The organism is Streptomyces sp. NPDC104226, assembly GCF_055584085.1.
The window spans coordinates 65435-83973 of record NZ_JBVJMS010000002.1 but is presented as its reverse complement, the minus strand read 5'-3'; the positions used below and the strand labels follow the sequence as shown (position 1 = coordinate 83973).

The window sequence follows — 18539 nt, the reverse complement described above, 5'->3', positions numbered from 1 at the left end:
GTTCTCCTCGAAGGATCGGCACTGCGGAAGGGGAGATGGAGGTGGAGCAGGGGGAGGGGGCGGAGCGGGTCAGGAGGGCAGGACCGCGGCCAGCCGCTCGGCCAGCGCGGCGCAGTGCGGGGGGTCCACCAGGTCGTGGTGGTTGCCCGGGACCGCCGCTCGTACGACGTCGCCCGCGGTGCGTGCGTCCCAGGCCGCCGGGTCGACCAGCGGCGTCCCGAGCTCCGGGTGCCGCTCGTCGACGGTGAAGAGGTGGAGGCCGACGGCGAGGACTGCGTCGGTGCGGTAGGCGGCGGAGGCCGCTCCGTTCGCCTCGGCGACCCGCAACACCCTGCGCAGGGACTCCGTGGGGGCGGTACGGGGGAGGGTGCCCTGCGCGCGGCCCCGTCGCACCAGGACGTCGAGCAGTTCCTCCTCGTCCAGTTCGCGCGCCGCGTCGGCGTCGATCCCGGCGGCGATGCCGTACCGCAGCAGATCGGGGTCGCCGGGCCCGGCATCCGTACCGGAACGGTTCCCGGGAGCCGCCCCCGGCGCGGCCGAGTCGATCAGGCCGAGGAAGGCGACCTCCTCGCCGGCGGACTCCAGACGGGCGGCCATCTCGTAGGCCACCGTCCCGCCGAACGACCAGCCGGACAGCAGGTACGGGCCGTGCGGCTGCTCCTCGCGCAGGGCGGCCAGGTAGCGCTCGGCCATCTCGGGCACCGTATCCAGCGGCCTCTCGCCGGTGTTGTACCCCACCGACTCCAGGCCGAGGATCCGCCGGTCGCCTCCGGTACGGACGGACAGGTCCCGCACCAGGTCCCGGTAGCAGACCACGTCGCCGCCCCGCGGGTGGACGAGGACCAGCGGCGGCCGTGAGGCGTCACCGTCGGCCAGCGGGACCAGCAGCCTGGCCGCGGCCGCCCCCGCGTCCGGCAGCGCCTCGCAGAGCAGCTCCACGGTGCGCCGGCGGAACACCAGGTTCAGCGGCAGCTCCACCCCGAACTCCCGGCGCACGGCCGCCATCAGGGCGAAGGCCTTGAGCGAGTGGCCGCCGAGCGCGAAGAAGTCCTCGCGCACCCCGATCGGGGCCGTGCCCAGGGTCTGCTCCCACAGCCGAGCCATCCGCAGCTCGGTCGTGTCGCGCGGGGCGATCCGCTCCGCGCCCCCGCCGCGCGCCGCGTCCGCCGACGGCGCGGGCAGCGCCTTGCGGTCGAGCTTGCCGTTCGGGGTGAGCGGGAGCTTCTCCAGCGCGGAGAGGACCGCCGGGACCATGTACTCGGGGAGGTCCTGGCGAAGGAAGTCGCCGAGCTCGCGCACGTCGCCCTCCTCGTCCCGCCAGGTCACGTAGCCGGCCAGGACGGCGTCCACCCCGCTGCCGTGGACGGCCACGGCCGCCCCCAGCACCCGCGGGTGGCGGGCGAGCGCGGACTCGATCTCGCCGAGCTCCATGCGGTGGCCGCGCACCTTCACCTGGCCGTCGGCCCGGCCCCGGTACTCCAGCGTTCCGTCCGCGAGCCGGCGTACGAGGTCACCGGTGCGGTACAGCCGTTCGCCCGCCCCATGGGGATCGGGTACGAACCGGTCTGCGGTCAGGGCCGGGCGCCCGTGGTAGCCGCGGGCCACCCCGGCACCGCCGATGTAGAGCTCGCCGAACACCCCCACCGGAACCGGGCGCAGCCGCGCGTCCAGTACGTGCAGCCGGGTGTTGGCGAGCGCCGTGCCGATCGGCACCGGCCCGTCGCCGACGGGGCCCGACAGGCGGTGGGCCGTCGACCAGACGGTGGTCTCGGTCGGCCCGTACACGTTGCTGACGGTGCCCAGCGCCGTACGCATCCGCTCGGCCAGGGCCGACGGCAGCGCCTCTCCGCCGCACAGCGCCCGTACGTGCGGTGCCTGCCAGCCCGACTCCATCAGCTGGTGCCAGGTGGCCGGGGTGGCCTGGACGACGGTGACCTGCGCGGCGTCCAGCTCCTTCGCGAGCAGGGTGCCGTCCCGGGCGGTCTCGCGGTCGACGACCCGCACGGTCGCTCCGCACACGAGCGGGACGAGCAGCTCCAGCACGGCGATGTCGAAGGAGGCGGTGGTGACGGCCGCGACCGTGTCACCGGCCGTCAGCTCCAGCCTGCGGACCATGTCCCGGGTGAAGTTGGCCAGCGCCCGGTGCGGGACGGTGACCCCCTTCGGGCGTCCCGTCGAGCCGGAGGTGTAGAGGGCGTACGCCAGCTGCTCCGGCTCCGGCCGCACGGGTGCGAGTTCGGCCGGCGCGCCGCCGTCCGCGGCCAGGGCGTCGAGGTCCACCACGGCGACCCCGTCCGGAGCCTGCGCGGTGTCCGAGAGCCCCGACACCACCATGACGCGGGCGCCGCTGTCCGCGAGCATGTAGCCGATGCGGTCGGCCGGATAGCAGGGGTCCACGGGTACGTACATGCCGCCGGAGCGGAGCACGCCCAGCAGCGCGGCGGGGAGCAGTACGGAGCGCTCCGCGCAGACCGCGACCGCGGCCTCCGGAACGACACCGAGGCGGGCCAGCTCCCGGGCCAGCCGGCCCGAGACCTCCCACAGCCCGGCGTACGTCAGGCTCCGGTCGCCGTCCTCCACGGCGACCGCCCGCGGCGTACGGGAGGCCTGCTCGCCGACGAGTACGGGCAGCGGCCGGTCGGCGGCGGGCTCGGCGGTCCCGGCACCGGCGCGCAGGATCCGGCGTTCCTCGGCCGGACCCATCAGGGGCAGGGCGCCCAGCGGGGTCGTGGGATCGGCCGCGGCGGCCGTGAGCAGTTCGGTCAGCGCCGCGGTCATGCGCTCGACGGTGGCCCGGTCGAAGAGGTCGGTGGCGAAGACGGCCTCACCGCGCAGCGCGCCCTCCTCCTCGACGAAGTACAGCGAGAGGTCGAACTTCGAGGCACCGCTGGCCAGCGAGAGCGGTTCGATGTCCAGGCCGGGCGGCGCGGGCGGGGCGGAGGCCTCCTCGTCGAGCACCAGCATCACCTGGAACAGCGGGTTGCGGCTCAGGTCGCGCTCCGGGCGGACCTCCTCCACGAGGCGTTCGAACGGCGCCTCCTGGTGGGCGTAGGCCCCCAGCGCCGTCTCCCGGGCCCGGTCCAGCAGCTCGCCGAAGGCCGGGTCGCCGGACAGGTCGGTACGCAGCACCAGGTTGTTGACGAAGAAGCCGATGAGCGGCTCCAGTTCGGTGCGGTCGCGGCCGGCGATGGGCGAGCCCACGGCCACGTCCTCGCCGCCCGACCAGCGGGCCAGCAGGGCCTGGAACCCCGCCAGCAGCACCATGAACAGCGTGGCGTCGTGCCGGCGCCCCAGGTCGCGCAGCTGCCGCAGCAGCGGCTCGGGCAGCTCGAAGGAGAACTGCTCGCCGCGCCCGGACGGGGTGGCGGGCCGGGGCCGGTCGGTGGGCAGGTCCAGCGGGGCGAGGCCGGCGAGGCGTCCGCGCCAGTAGCCCAGGGTGTCCGCGAGGGCGTCGTCGCCGAGGCGGTCGCGCTGCCAGGAGGCGAACTCGCGGTAGGAGAGCGTGAGTTCCGGAAGGGGATCGGCCCCTTCGACGGTGCGGGCGCGGTAGGCGGCGAAGAACTCCCGCCAGAACACCCCCACGGACCAGCCGTCGAAGGCGATGTGGTGGGCCACGATCACCAGCAGGTGCTCCCGCTCCGCGATCCGCACCAGGCGGGCCCGCAGCGGGCCCGCGGCCGTCAGGTCGAAGGGCAGCGCGGCGTCCTGCGCGGCCAGCTCCCGCGCCCGCTCCCCGGCCGCCGGAGCGCCGAGCTCCGAGAGGTCGGTGAAGCCGGCGGCGAACAGGGAGGCCGGACCGGGCACGGCGCGGGCAGCGAAAGCCCCCTCGCCGCCGCCTTCCCCGGTCTCCTCGATCCGGGAGCGCAGCACCTCGTGCCGGGCGACGACGTCCGCCAGCGCGCCCAGGGCGGCGTCGGTGTCGAGCTCCCCGGTCAGCCGCAGGGCGCCGGGCATGTTGTAGTCGGGCCGGCCCGGCTGGAGCCGGTCCAGCAGCCACAGCCGCTGCTGCCCGAAGGACAGCGGGCCGGGCCCCTCCGGCAGCGAGGGGATCGCCGCTCCCGTCGCGTCCGCCGCGACCGGTGAGGCCAGCGCCCGGGCCAGGTCCTCGGCCACCGGGTGCCGGAAGATCAGCTGCATCGGGACGTCCCGGTCCAGCAGGGCGCGCAGCCGGGAGATGACCCGGGTGGCGCGCAGGGAGTGCCCGCCGCGCTCGAAGAAGTGGTCACGGACCCCGATCGGGCCTTCGCCGAGCACCTCCTCCCAGACCTCGACGACCGTCCGCTCCAGCGGGGTGCGCGGGGCCACGTGCGCCCGGTGCCCGCCGGCCGTACCGGGCTCCGGTGCGGGCAGCGCCCGCCGGTCGGTCTTCCCGTTCGGGGTCAGCGGCAGCGCGTCCAGCACCACCAGCGCGGACGGCACCATCGCCGCCGGCAGGGCCGCGCGGACGGAGTCCAGTACGGCGGCCGGATCACCGCCGCCCTCCCGCCACACCACGTACCCGGCGAGCAGCCGGTCGGCGCCCTCGCCGTGCGCGGCGGCCACGGCCCGGGCCACGTCCGGGTGGCGCAGCAACGCGGCCTCCACCTCGCCCAGTTCGATGCGGTGGCCCCGTACCTTGACCTGGTTGTCCCGGCGGCCGTGGAACTCCAGCACCCCGTCGGACCGCAGTCGCACCAGGTCGCCGGTGCGGTACATGCGCGCCCCGGGCGGCCCGTACGGGTCCGGCGGATAGGCCTCGGCGGTGCGTGCCGGATCGCCCAGGTAGCCGCGGGCCACACCGCGCCCGGCGATGAACAGCTCACCGACCGCGCCCCGGGGCAGCGGTTCGAGGTGCTCGCCGAGGACGAGGACCCGGGCGCCGGGCAGCGGCCGTCCGATGGGGATGCGGCCCGCCTCGATGTCGGCGTCCGTCACCACGTGGTAGGTGGTGGTGTTCGTGCACTCCGTCGGACCGTACTGGTTGACCAGCCGCAGGCGGCCGGGCAGGCCCAGGCCGTGGGCGGCGCCCGCCAGGCCGGGTGTCAGTGCCTCGCCGGTGGTCATCACCAGCCGCAGCGCGGCCGCGGGTGCGGTGACGGCGGCGACGAGCGGTTCCAGCATCGACGGGACGATCGACAGCAGCGCCGTCACACCCTCGCCGTGCAGCAGTCGGGCCAGCGCCTCCGGGTCCCCGGCCTCGTCCTGCGAGGCCAGGACGATCCGTCCGCCGGTGGTCAGCGGGGCGAACAGGTCACGCACCGAGGGGTCGAAGGTCAGCGCGGTACGGGCGAGCACCGCGTCCTCGGGACCGAGCCCGAAGGTGGCGGTCAGCGCCGCCAGGTAGCCGGTGATCGCGCCGTGCGTGACGGCCACGCCCTTGGGGCGGCCGGTGGACCCGGAGGTGTACAGCAGGTAGGCCAGGTGCGCGGCGGAGGCCGCGGCGGGCGGCTCCGTGGCGGGCAGCGCGTCCACCAAGTGCTGCTCGGCGTCCAGGTCCAGGACCGGTACGTCGCCGGTCAGGTCCGTGGACGGCCCGCCGGGCAGGCCCGCCGTCAGCACCAGGTGGGCGCCGCTGTCGGCGAGGACCGTACGGACCCGCTCGGCCGGGTGTCCCGCGTCGAGCGGCACGTAGGCGCCGCCGGCCTTCAGCACCGCGAGGACGCACACCAGCATCCGCGGGTCCCGGCCGGCCAGTACGGCCACCCGGGTCTCGGGGCCGGTGCCGAGTTCCCGCAGTCGGTGGGCCAGCCGGTTGGCGGCCGCGTCGAGCTCCGCGTAGCCGAGGGTGCGGCCCTCGCAGGTCACGGCGGGGGCGTCCGGCCGCAGCCGGGCCTGCTCCGCCACGAGGGCGTGCAGGGTCCGGGCTGCCGGTCCGTCCGCCGGGGGGCCCGCGTCCTCCCCGAGCAGGGCGGCGTGTTCCCGCGGGGACAGCACGTCCAGCCGGGACAGCGGGGCGCCGGGGGTCTCGGCGGCACCGGCCAGCAGCCGCAGGTAGTGGGCGGCGAACCGCTCGACGGTGGCCCGGTCGAAGAGGTCCGTCGCGTACTGGACGGTGCCGGTCAGACCGCCGGGGTGCTCGGTCATCGCGAGACTGAGGTCGAACTTGGCCGTCCCGTTGGAGGTGTCGAGGCTCTCGACCTCCACACCGTCCAGCGGCAGGGCGGCGAGCTGCTCGGGATGGAGTTGGAAGAGCACGTCGAAGAGCGGGTTGCGGCTGAGGTCGCGCTCCGGCCGGAGCTCCTCCACCAGCCGGTCGAAGGGAACGTCCTGGTGCTCGTACGCGGCCAGCGCGGTCCGGCGCACCCGTTCCAGCAGTTCGCCGAAGGCCGGATCGCCGGACAGGTCGGTGCGCAGCACGAGGGTGTTCACGAAGAAGCCGACGAGCGGTTCCAGCTCGGTGCGGTCGCGGCCCGCGATGGGCGAGCCCACCGCGATGTCGGTCTGACCCGTGTAGCGGGCCAGCAGCGCCTGGAAACCGGCCAGCAGCACCATGAACAGGGTGGCGCCGCGCTCCCGGGCCAGCGCGCCGAGCCGCTGGGCGAGCTCGGCCGGGACCTCGAAGACGAAGGCGTCGCCCGCGCCGGAGCGCACCTGCGGCCGCTGCCGGTCGGTGGGCAGCTCCAGGGCCGGGAGCCCGCCGAGGGCCGCCCGCCAGTGGGCGATGCCCGCATCGGCTTCGCCGTCCGCGAGTCGGCGCTGCTGCCAGTAGGCGAAGTCCCCGTACTGGACGGGAAGTTCCGGCAGCGTCGGGCGCTCGCCGCGGCGCAGGGCAGCGTAGGCCCCGGAGAGCTCCCGCCACAGCACCGGCATCGACCAGCCGTCGCCGACGGTGTGGTGCAGGACCAGGACGAGGAGGTGCTCGTCGTCGGCGACCCGCACCAGGCGGGCCCGCAGCAGGGGCGCCGACCCCAGGTCGAAGGGGGCGGCGGCGTCGGCGTGGGCGAGACCCAGCGCCCGCGAACGGGCCTCCTCGCGGGGCAGGCCGCCCAGGTCGGTGCGGACCGGGACGAAGACCTCCGGCGCCTCCACGACCTGTACGGGACCTGACGGGCCCTCGGTGATGCGGGAGCGCAGCACCTCGTGCCGGGTCACCACCGCACACAGCGCGGCGGCCAGTGCGTCGGCGTCCAGCACGCCCCGCAGCCGGGCCGCGACGGGAATGTTGTAGTCGGGCCGGCCGGGCTGGAGCTGGTCCAGGAACCACAGCCGCTGCTGCGCGAACGACAGCGGCGCGCTCTCCCCGGCCGGCCGGGCGCCGATCGCGATGACGGGAGCCGCCTGCGCGGCGGCGACCCGGCCGTCGCCGCGCAGGGCGTCCAGCGCCGCCGCGAACCGCTCCAGCGTCGGGTGTTCGAACAGCAGCCGCAGCGGCACGCCCGTGCCCAGGCGGGCGCCGAGCCGCGACACGGCACGGGTGGCCCGCAGCGAATGGCCGCCGAGGGCGAAGAAGTCGTCGTGCCGGCCGATCCGCCCGGTGCCGAGCACCTCGCCCCACACGGCCGCGGCGAGCTCCTCGGTCGCGGTCGCCGGCGCCGCGAACTCGGCCCGGAGCACCCCCTCCTCGGGGGGCGCGGGCAGCGCGCGCCGGTCCAGCTTGCCGTTCGGCGTCACCGGCAGCGCCGCGAGGCAGACGATCGCCGAGGGCAGCATGTACGCGGGCAGCCGGTCGGCGAGCGCGTTGCGCAGCTCGGCCGGGTCCACCACCTGTCCCTCCGAGGGCACCACGTAGGCGACCAGACGCTGCTCGCCGGGGGTGTCCTCGCGGACCACCACCGCGGCGTGTCCGACCCGCGGGCCGCGGGCCAGTTCGGCCTCGATCTCGCCCGGTTCGATCCGGTGGCCGCGGATCTTGACCTGCTGGTCGCTGCGGCCCAGGTAGTCGACGGTGCCGTCTGGGCGCCGCCGGGCGAGGTCGCCCGTGCGGTACATCCGGGCGCCCGGAGCGCCGTACGGGTCGGGGGTGAACTGCCGTGCGGTCAGGCCGGGCCTGCCGAGGTAGCCGCGGGCCACGCCGGTACCGCCGACGCACAGCTCGCCCACGGCGCCCTGCGGCACCGGGCGGCCGCGCCCGTCCAGGACGTACAGGCGGGTGTCGTCCAGGGCGGTGCCGATCGGTACCCGGCCGTCCACGGCGGCTCCGGCGTGGGGGTCCAGCCGGTGGGCCGTGGCGAAGGTCGTGGTCTCGGTGGGGCCGTAGACGTTGACGAGGACGGTGTCCGGAGCCTGATCCAGGGCCCGGGCGAAGGAGTGCGGGGAGGCGGCCTCGCCGCCCGTCCACACCTCCCGCACCCGCGTCAGCAGCTCCACGCACTCCTCGACCACCAGGTTGAACAGGGCGGCCGTGAGGAACATCGAGGTGATCCGGTGCTCCTCCACCAGCCGGGCCAGGGCGGCGGTGTCCACCCGGCCGGGCGGCGCCATGACCACGAGCCCGCCCGACAGCAGCGGCGCCCACAGTTCGTACGTCGAGGCGTCGAACGACAGCGGCGAGTGGGCCAGCACCCGCCGGTGCGCGGCGCCGAAGGCGGAGTCACGGGCGAGCGCCGCGACGTTGGCGTGGGTGACGCCGATGCCCTTCGGCTCGCCCGTGGAACCGGAGGTGTACATCACGTACGCCAACTGGTCCGGTGAGCACGGCGGGTACGGGGCCGGTGCGGCGGCCGGAGCCCCGCCCGCCGCGCCCGCCGCGTCCGTCGCGTCGAGCACCGGCAGGGGCGAGGTGCGGACCGCCTCGTGCCCGGCCGTCGCAGGATCGGCGAGCAGCAGGCGGGCGCCGGTCCGCTCCAGCATCCAGTGCAGCCGGGCGACGGGGAATCCCTCGCCGAGCGGGACGTAGAGTCCGCCGGCCTTCAGGACGGCCAGGATCGCCACGGGGAGGTGGACCGAGCGCTCCATCAGCAGGGCGACCGGGGTTTCGCGCCCCACCCCGGCTGCGCCAAGCCTGGCCGCCAGCAGGTCGGACCGGGAGTCGAGTTCGGCGTAGCTCATGCGGTCGGTGCCGCAGACCACGGCCTCGGCGCCGGGGGCGCGCCGGACCTGCTCGGCGAACAGCTCCACGAGGGAGGCCGGGGCCAGGTCCGTACGGACCGTGCCGTGCCCCTCGGCCGCGAGCCGGGCCGCGGTCGGGGCGGAGGGCAGCAGCTCGGCAACGGGGCGGTCCGGCTCCTCGGCGGCGGAGGCCAGCAGCTCCACGTAGTGGCCGAGGACGAGTTCGGCCGTGGCCCGGTCGAACAGGTCGGTGTCGAAGACCAGCGAGCCGGAGCAGGTCGCGGCGCCCTCGGAGACGAAGACGCTCAGGTCGAAGAGGGAACCGCCGAAGTCGGTCCGCACGGGCCGCGCGTCCAGACCCGGCAGTCGCAGCCCGGCCGTCTCGTCCGGGGCCGACGCGAACATCACCTGTACGAGCGGGTTGCGGTCGCCGACCCGCTCGGGGCTCAGGTGCTCCACCAGCCGGTCGAAGGGCACCTCCTGGTGGTCGTACGCGTCCACCGTCGTCCGCCGGACCCGGCCGAGCAGCTCGCGGAACCCGACCTCGCCCGACAGGTCGGCGCGCAGCACCAGGGTGTTGACGAAGAACCCGACGAGGGGCTCCAGTTCCACCCGGTCGCGCCCCGCCACCGGGGTGCCGACGGCGATGTCCGTGCTGCCGCAGTAGCGGGCCAGGGTGGCCTGGAAGCCGGCCAGGAGCGTCATGAAGAGGGTGGCGCCGGCCCCCTCGGCGATCTCGCGCAGGCGGGAGGTGAGGCGTGCGTCGAGGGTGAACTCCAGGCTCGCGCCGTCGCCGCTGCGACGGGTGGGGCGGGGCCGGTCCGCGGGGAGTTCGAGTGCCTCCAGTCCGGCGAGGGAGCTCTCCCACCAGCGCAGCCGGCCCTCCATCGCGCCGCTCGCGAACCGCTCGCGCTGGGCACGGGCGTACGCCTGGTAGTCCAGGGGCAGCGGTGCCTGCGCCGGCGGCCGGCCCGCGAGCAGGGCCGCGTAGGACTCGGACAGCTCCCGCCACAGCAGGCCCATGGACCAGCCGTCGGTGGCGATGTGGTGGACCACCAGCACCAGCAGGTGGTCCTCGGCGCCGAGTCGGATCAGCAGGGCGCGCAGCAGCGGGCCGGCCGCGAGGTCGAAGGGTCTGCGCACCTCCTCCCGGGCCAGGGCGTGGGCACGCTCCTCCAGTTCGGCGAGGGGGGCGTCGCCCAGGTCCAGCACCGGCAGGGGGACGGCCGCCGGGGCGGGCAGTACCACCGGGTGCGGGGCGCCGTCACGCTCCTCGAAGACGGTGCGCAGCGGTGCGTGACGGGCCACGACGGCCGTCAGGGCGTGGCGCAGCGGCTCCGGGCGGAGGGGGCCGTGCAGCCGCACGACCTCGGGGATCGCATAGCCGGGGGTACCGTCCGCCATCCGGTCCACCAGCCACATCCGCTCCTGGGCGAACGAGGCGACGGGCTCGGCGTCGGGCCCGTCGGCGGCCGGAGCGGGGACCGGCTCCGGTGCGGCGGCCGGACCGGCCGCCGTGTCGTCCAGCGCGGCGCGTACACGGCGGCGCAGCAGTTCACGGGCGGCGGCCAGGCGGCTGTCCGTGCCGGTGGCCGGCAGGCTCTCCTGGGTGGTCACGAGTTCTCTCCCTGAAGTACGAGTGAAGGAACGGCGGCGTCGGTGGCGGCGAACGGGGCCGGTTCGGCTTCCAGTTCGGCCAGCAGCACCGTTTCGACGGCGATGGCGAGAGCGGCGACGGTCCGCTGCTCGAAGAGGGTGTGCAGGGGCAGGTCCAGGCCGAGGGACTGGCGCAGCCGGGCCGCCACCCGGGTGGCGCTCAGCGAGTGCCCCCCGAGGGCGAAGAAGTCGTCGTGGCGGCCGATCCGCGGCGCGTCCAGTACGGAGGCCCACACCATGGCGACCAGTTCCTCGGTCTCCCCGGCGGGCGGCTCGTACCCGGCCGCGGCGGCCGCGGCGGGCGCCGGGAGCGCCCTGCGGTCCAGCTTGCCGTTCGCAGTGACCGGCAGCCCGTCCACGACGACCAGCACCGGCACCATGTACTCCGGCAGGGAGCGGGCCAGTTCGGCGCGCATCGGCTCGGTGTCCGGCGCCGGGTCCGCCCCGGCCTCCGGGACGAGGTACCCGACGAGCCTGCGCTCGCCCGGGACGTCCTCGCGGACGACGACCGCGGCCCGGCCGACACCGTCGAGGCGGCCCAGCGCCGTCTCGATCTCGCCGAGTTCGATCCGGAAGCCGTGGATCTTCACCTGGTCGTCGGTGCGGCCCAGGTACTCCACCGAGCCGTCGGCCCGGTGGCGGGCCAGGTCCCCGGTGCGGTACATGCGCGAGCCCGGCGGGCCGAAGGGGTCGAGCGGAAAGCGCTCGGCGGTCAGCGCCGGGCGCCGCAGGTATCCACGGGCCAGGCCCGCGCCGGCCAGGAACAGCTCGCCGGCGACCCCCACCGGGACGGGCCGGCCCCGCGGATCGAGCACGTACAGCGAGGTGTTCCAGATGGGCCGGCCGATCGGCACGGGCCCGGTGTCCTCGCGGCGGCAGTCGAAGTGCGTGACGTCCACGGCCGCCTCCGTGGGCCCGTACAGGTTGTGCAGAGGCACGTCGAGCACATCGAGGAACCGGTTCTTCAGCTCCTCCGGCAGGGCCTCGCCACTGCACACGACCCGGCGCAGGGACCGGCAGCGGCCCGCCTCGGGATCCTCGACGAACGCCGCCAGCATGGACGGGACGAAGTGGACCGTGGTGATCGCCTGCTCCTGGATCACCCGGGTGAGGTAGGCCGGGTCCTTGTGCCCGCCGGGCTCGGCGACCACCAGGGCCGCGCCGGTGATCAGCGGCCAGAAGAACTCCCACACCGACACGTCGAAGCCGAACGGGGTCTTCTGGAGCACCCGGTCGTCCGCGCCGAGCCGGTACCGGTCCTGCATCCACAGCAGCCGGTTGACGATGGCCGAGTGCTCCACGACGACGGCCTTGGGCCGGCCCGTCGACCCGGACGTGTAGATCACGTACGCGGGGTGCGCGGGCAGCGGTGCCGGCCCCGCCGCGCCGGGGTCCCCGTCGTGGACGGCCCCCGGATCCAGCCGGGGCACCTCCGCGGAGACCGGCAGCGCCGCAGCCGCCTCGTCGTCGGCGAGCAGCAGCACCGGTGCGGCGTCGGACAGCAGGTAGGCGATCCGGTCCGCCGGCAGCGAGGGGTCCACGGGCAGGTAGGCCGCCCCCGACTTCAGTACGGCCAGCAGCGAGACCACCATCTCGGTGGAACGGTGCAGGGCGACCGCGACGATCTCCTCCGGACCGGCGCCCCGGGCGCGCAGAGCGCGCGCCAACCGTTCGGCCCGGGCGTCGAGTTCGCCGTACGTCAGGCGCTCCCCGCGGAAGACGGTCGCCGGGGCCTCGGGCGTCCTGGCCACCTGCTGCTCGAACAGCTCCACCAGCGTGGTGTCCGGGACGGGCACGGCGGTGGCGTTCCACTCCCGGATCAGGCGGTGCTGCTCGGCCGACAGCAGGTCCACCGTGCCGACCGCGGTGGCGGGGGCGTCGGCGACGGCCGTGAGCAGCCGCTCCAGCGCCTCGCCCAGGCTGCGCGCCGTCCGCACGTCGAGGACGTCCGTACGGTGGTCGAGGTGCAGCCGCAGCCGCTCCCCGGGCAGCACGATGAGGTTGACGGTGTAGTGGGTGGCGTCGGAGCCCTCCACCCCGGTCAGCCGCGGTCCGCCGGCCAGCTCCCGCATCGACTCGAGGTCCAGCGGGTAGTTCTCGACGACGACCGTGGTGTCGAAGAGGGCGCCCAGCCCGGCCGCCCGCTGGATGCCGGCGAGCCCGACGTGCTGGTGGTCCATCAGCTCCGCCTGCTCGTCCTGGAACCGGGCGAGCGCGGCCAGCAGCGGTTCGTCCTCGCGGATCCGGAACCGCACGGGCAGGGTGTTGATCAGCAGGCCGACCATGTCCTCGATGCCCGCGACGTCCGCGGTCCGCCCGGAGACGGTCCCGCCGAACACCACGTCGTCCCGCCCGGTCACCCGCCCCAGCAGCATCGCCCAGACACCCTGGACCACGCTGTTGAGGGTCACGCCCGCGGAACGGGCCCGAGCGGTGAGCCGGGCCGTCAGCTCGGCCGACAGCTCCACCGGGACCCGCCCGGGCAGCGCGTCGATCCGGTTCGGATCGGCCGCGCCCAGCAGGGTCGGCTCCTCCAGCCCGGCCAGCGCGGTGCTCCACGCGGTCTCGGCGGCTGTGTCGTCCTGGCGGGCCAGCCAGTCCAGGTGCGAGCGGTACGGGACCCCTTCGGCGGCGGGACGGGTCGCGCCCGGGCCGTCGGGGTTTCCGGGGGCGCCGCACTCCGCGTATCCGGTGAGGAGTTCGCGCAGCAGGACGGCCGAGGACCAGCCGTCCCAGACGATGTGGTGGTTCGTCATGACGAGGCGGTGTTCGGCGGCCCCGAACCGGACCAGGGTGAAGCGCACCAGCGGCGGGCGCTCCAGGTCGAAGCGGCGGGCCCGGTCGGCCGCGAGCAGCCGCTGCCACTCCCGCTCCCGGTCCGCGGCACCGAGTCCGCCCAGGTCCACGGCCTCCCACGGCACCTCGACGGACTCGACGACGACTTGGGCCGGACCGTCCAGACCCTGGTCGGTGAAGGCGGAGCGCAGCGCGGTGTGGCGACGCAGCAGCCGGTCGCAGGAAGCCCGCAGGGTGTCCTCGTCCACGGCGCCCTCCAGAGTGAGGACGATCTGGCCGGTGTAGGCGTCCATCGCGCCCGTGTCGAAGGCGGAGTGGAAGAAGAGCCCCTCCTGGAGCGGCGAGAGCGGCAGCACGTCGCAGAGCCCGGCGTAGCGCGCGGCCAGGGCGTCCGTCTCCGGCTGCGTCAGCCGGACCAGCGGCAGGTCACGGGGGGTGAGACGGCGCGGTCGGGGGGCGCCCGTCCAGCCGGCCAACAGGCGCAGGGCCTCGCCCCAGGCCGCCACCAGGGCATCCGCCTCCGCCTCGGTCACCAGGTCCGCGGGATGGGTGACGACCGCGGTGAAGACGGGACCGGCGGCCCCGTCCACCGCCATGGCGTCGATCTGCAGGGCGTGCTCGACGGGCATCGCCGGATCCAGCTCGGCCCGCAGGCCGCCCGCCTCCGGGGCGGGGCCCCACGCCGCCTCACCCCCGCCGGCGAACCTGCCCAGGTAGTTGAACAGGATCCGGGGGCGCGGGAGTCCGGACAGCTCCGCCGCGGTCCGCGGATCGAGCCGGCTCAGCAGCCCGAAGCCGGTGCCGTGGTCCGGTACGGAGGCGACCGTCCCGTGGATCCGCGCGACCAGCTCGGCGAGCGCGTCGCCGCCCCTCGCCGCCGCGTCCAGGTCGATCCCGGCGAGGTCGAAGCGGACCGGGTACTGGGTGGTGAACCAGCCCACGGTGCGCGCCAGGTCGTGCCGGCCGGTCCGGTCGACGCGGCCGTGGCCCTCCAGGTCGACCAGCAGCGACCCCGGGGCGCTGCCGGGGGAGCGCAGGCGGTGGGCCGCGAGGACCAGTCCCGCGAGCAGCACCTCGGCCGGACCGGTGCGCAGCACGCCGGGCACCCGGGCCAGCAGCGGGCCGGCGACCTCGGCAGGCAGGCCGAGCGTCAGCGTGCGCGTGGCCCCGGCGGTGTCCCGCACCGGGTCGGGGATCCGCTGCCACGGCTCCGGCCGGCCCGCGGCGTCCCCGGCGTCCTCCAGCGTCGAGCGCCAGAACGGGAGCTCGGCCTGCACGTCCGGGGAGACGGCCTGGAGTTCGAGGTGGTGGGCCCACGCGCGGAACGAGACCTCCCCGTCCGCGGCCGGAAGCGGCAGGCCGGCGGCGGCGGCCTCCCAGGCCGCGGCCAGGTCGGCCGTCAGGATGCGCCACGACACCCCGTCCACCGCCAGATGGTGCACGCACAGCAGCAGCCGGTCCGGCACCGCCCCACCGGTGGTGAAGCGCACGGCCCGCAGCATCACCGAGGCCGCGGGGTCCAGCTGTCCGGCGGCCTCTCCGGCCGCCTCCGCCATGACCGCGGCGCGGGCGGATCCGTCCGACCCGGCCACGTCGACGGTGCGGTACAGCCCGGCCACGTCGACCGAACCCGGCTCGCCGACCGTGCACCGCCGGCCCTCGGGCCCGGCGGTCACCCCGAGGCGCAGCGCCCCGTGCCGGTCCACGACCGACTGCAGGACCCGTACGAGCGTCGCGTCGTCCGCGCCCTCGGGCAGGGTCAGCACCATGGACTGGCTGAACCGTCCGATGGTGCCCGGCCCGTCGAGGAGCCAGCGCATGACCGGAGTCGCGGGGAGCGGACCGCACGCCTCGACGGCCGGACCGGTGGCGTCCGCGGCGGCCCCGTGGCCGGGCTCGCCGACGGCCGCGGCGAGGGCGGCCGGTGTCTTGTGCGCGAACACCTCGCGCAGGGTGAAGGAGAAGCCCCGGGCCCGTGCCCGGCTGGTGAGGCCGAGGGCGGTGATGCTGTCGCCGCCGAGCTCGAAGAAGTTGTCGTCCGGGGTGGCGGGGGTGCCGAGGGCCTCGGAGAACAGCTCCGCGAGCGCCAGCTCGGTGGCGCCGTACGCACGCACGGGGTGCTCCGTGCGCGCCGCGACCTCGGGCACGTGCAGCCGCGCGCGGTCGACCTTGCCGCCCGGGGTGAGGGGCAGCCGGTCCACCGCCACGAAGGTGCGGGGCACCATGTAGCCCGGCAGGACCCGGCCCAACTCGGCCGTCAGCACGTCCGGTTCGGGCGCCGGTCCGCCGTCGGCCGGCGGTGCCACGAAGGCGACGAGTCGGCGGGCCCCGTCCGCGGGGGAGTGCACGACGACCGCGGCCTGCCCGACCGAGGGCTGCCGGCCGAGCACCGCCTCGATCTCGCCCAGTTCGATCCGGTGGCCGTTGATCTTGACCTGGCGGTCCACCCGCCCCAGGAACTCCAGTTCGCCCCCTGCCGTCCAGCGCACGAGGTCGCCCGTCCGGTACATCCGCGCGCCGGGTACGCCGGAGAAGGGATCCGGCACGAAACGGTCGGCGGTCATGGCCGCGCGCCCCGCGTACCCCTGGGCGAGACCCGCACCGGCCACGCACAGCTCGCCGGTCGCACCCGGCGGCAGCAGCCGCAGCCCCCGGTCGACCACGTACGCACGGTGGTTGACCATCGGGCGCCCGATCGGCGGGATCCGGCCGTGCGAGGGCGGAACCACCCGGTGCATGGTCACGGACACGGCCGCCTCGGTGGGCCCGTACGCGTTCCAGACCTCGCGGCCGCCCGTGGCCCAGCGGTCCACGGCGTCCCCGGACGGGGCCTCACCACCCGTGGACAGGAACCGCAGCGCCGGGAGCCCCGCGGGGTCCAGCAGCGGCAGGAGCGCCGGCGGCAGGTCGGCGACCGTCACCGCGTGCTCGGCGAGCAATGCCTGGAGCCGGTCGACGTCGACCCGTTCGCTGTCGGTGGCGAGGACCAGGGTCGAACCGCTCAGCAGGGCACCGAACAGGTCCAGGACCGACACGTCGAACGACAGCGAGGCGAATCCGAGGAACCGCTCGGTGCCTCCGCATCCGCCCCGGTCACCGGCCCCGGGGCCGTCACCCGCGCCGCACAGCGCGAGGTGGCCGCGTACGAAGTCGACGGCCGCCGCGTGCGGGACGACGACGCCCTTCGGCTCGCCCGTACTGCCCGAGGTGTACAGCAGGTACGCGGCGGACGCGCCCGGCACCGGTACGGATCTCCGGCCGGAGCGGGAGCCGTCGGCCGGCGCGCTCGCGTCGACCACGTCCGTCAGGTCGAGCGGCAGCCGATCGCGGTCGCCCGGCCCGGCGACGACCGTGCGCAGTCCGGCGTCCCCCACGATGTACGCGATGCGCTCGGCCGGCAGTCCGGGGTCGAGCGGTACGTAGCAGCCGCCCGCCTTCAGGACGCCCAGCAGGGCCGCGACCATGGCCGGGGAGCGCTCCACGCACACACCGACGGGGGTGCCCGGTTCGACGTCCGGCCGCAGCCGGTCCGCGATGCCCTCGGCCCAGGCATCGAGCTCACGGTAGGTGACCTCCTGGCCCGCACAGATCACGGCGGTCCGCTCGGGGGTGCGCGCCGCCGCCTCCTCGAAGAGCGCGTGCAGCGACGCGTCCCCTGCCACGGGGCCGGCGCCTCCCTCGGCGAGGACGGCGAGCCGCTCCTCGTCCTCGGCGGTCAGGAAGGGCAGCGAGCCGACCGGCGCCGTGGCCTCGGCCGAGGCGAGGGCGACGAGGAAGCGGGTGAACCGCACCCGCAGCGCGTCGAGTTCGTCCCAGCCGAGGTCGGCGGCGTCACCCTCGGCCTGCACGGTCAGCGGGCTGTCGCCGCCGCGGTCGTAGACGTTGAGGGAGGCGTGCTCGACGGGGCCGACCGAGAGGTTGTGCGCGGAGGCGGGAGCACCGGCGAAGGACAGCTCGTAGTCGAAGGACATGAGGTTGACGGCGGCGTCCCACAGCCGGGGGCCGGTCCCGGTGAACTCCTCTATGCGGTAGCGCTGGTGGCGCAGGGCGTCCTTGATGCCGGCCGAGGTGGTGCGCACCAGCTCGCCGACCGTCGTGTCCGCCGTGACCGTCAGCCGCAGCGGCAGCACCTTGGAGAACATGCCCGGCGTCCGACGGGCGTCCGGGGTGGTGCGGCCGGTGACCGGCAGCCCCAGGACCACGTCCTCGGTCCCGCCCGCCCGGTGCAGGTGGGCGGCGGCCGCGGCCATCACCAGCGCCGACCAACGCGTACCGTGCCGGCGCGCCGCCTCCCGCAGGGTGCGGGCGTCGGCGGGGTCGAGGTCGCCGCTCACCCGCACCGTCGCACCCGAGGCGGGCGCCGGAAGGCTGCCGGTGAAGGAGACGGGCTCGGGGGCGCCGTCCAGCCGGGCCCGCCAGAACTCCCCGTCGGCCGCGCACCGTTCGGAGCCCGCGTACTCCTCCTCCTCGGCCACGATCCGCTGCCACGGCGCGCCCTCGAAGGCCGGCACGGGCTCGCCCGCGACCAGCGCCGAGTAGACCTGCGCGGTACGCCGGGCCAGGATCGAGCCGGTGACCCCGTCCGCGACGAGGTGGTGGTAGCCCTGCATCCAGCGGTAGGTCGCCGGACCGGTCCGCACCAGCAGGTGCCGGCACACGTCCCCGGACGCCAGGTCCGTCGGCCGGGCGAGCTCGGCGCGCATCAGCCGCTCGGACTCGGCGTCCGGGTCCGGGTGGTCGCTGACGTCGACCGTCTCCATCCGCAGCGCGGGCGGACCGGCGGGTATCTGGTGCACCACGCCGTCCGTCTCGGCGAAGCGGACGCACAGCGTCTCGGTTCCGGCCACCGTCGTGCGCACCGCCTGGGCGAGCAGCTCCGGATCCACCGCCCCGCGGATCTCCAGGTACTCGGCGATGGTGTAGTCGAGGCGGGTGGGGTCGAGCTGCTGCGCGAACCAGACGCCGTTCTGCGGCGGGGTCAGGGGCAGCGGCCCGCGGTCGTGAGTGGCCATGCGGTGGTCAGTCTCCTCAGTCGGATCGGTCGATCAACGACGACGTGAGGCCACTGTCCGCGACGGCCGGACGGTCCCGGAAGTCCCACCTATTCGCCTCTTGACGAG

Annotated in this window: 2 protein-coding genes; both read right to left on the bottom strand. The window is 75.6% G+C overall.

Annotation, left to right across the window (positions count from 1 at the left end; translation table 11 throughout):
- Positions 1-69: 69 nt before the first annotated feature.
- The gene (locus ACZ60J_RS05810; protein ID WP_469679189.1) at positions 70-10584 is read right to left on the bottom strand and encodes a non-ribosomal peptide synthetase; all 10515 of its coding nucleotides are present in this window, start codon (positions 10582-10584) and stop codon (positions 70-72) included.
- Complete coding sequence (locus ACZ60J_RS05805) at positions 10581-18431, bottom strand: amino acid adenylation domain-containing protein (RefSeq protein WP_469679188.1); 7851 nt, start codon at positions 18429-18431, stop codon at positions 10581-10583. The genes ACZ60J_RS05810 and ACZ60J_RS05805 overlap by 4 nt, the downstream gene beginning before the upstream one ends.
- Positions 18432-18539: the final 108 nt, after the last annotated feature.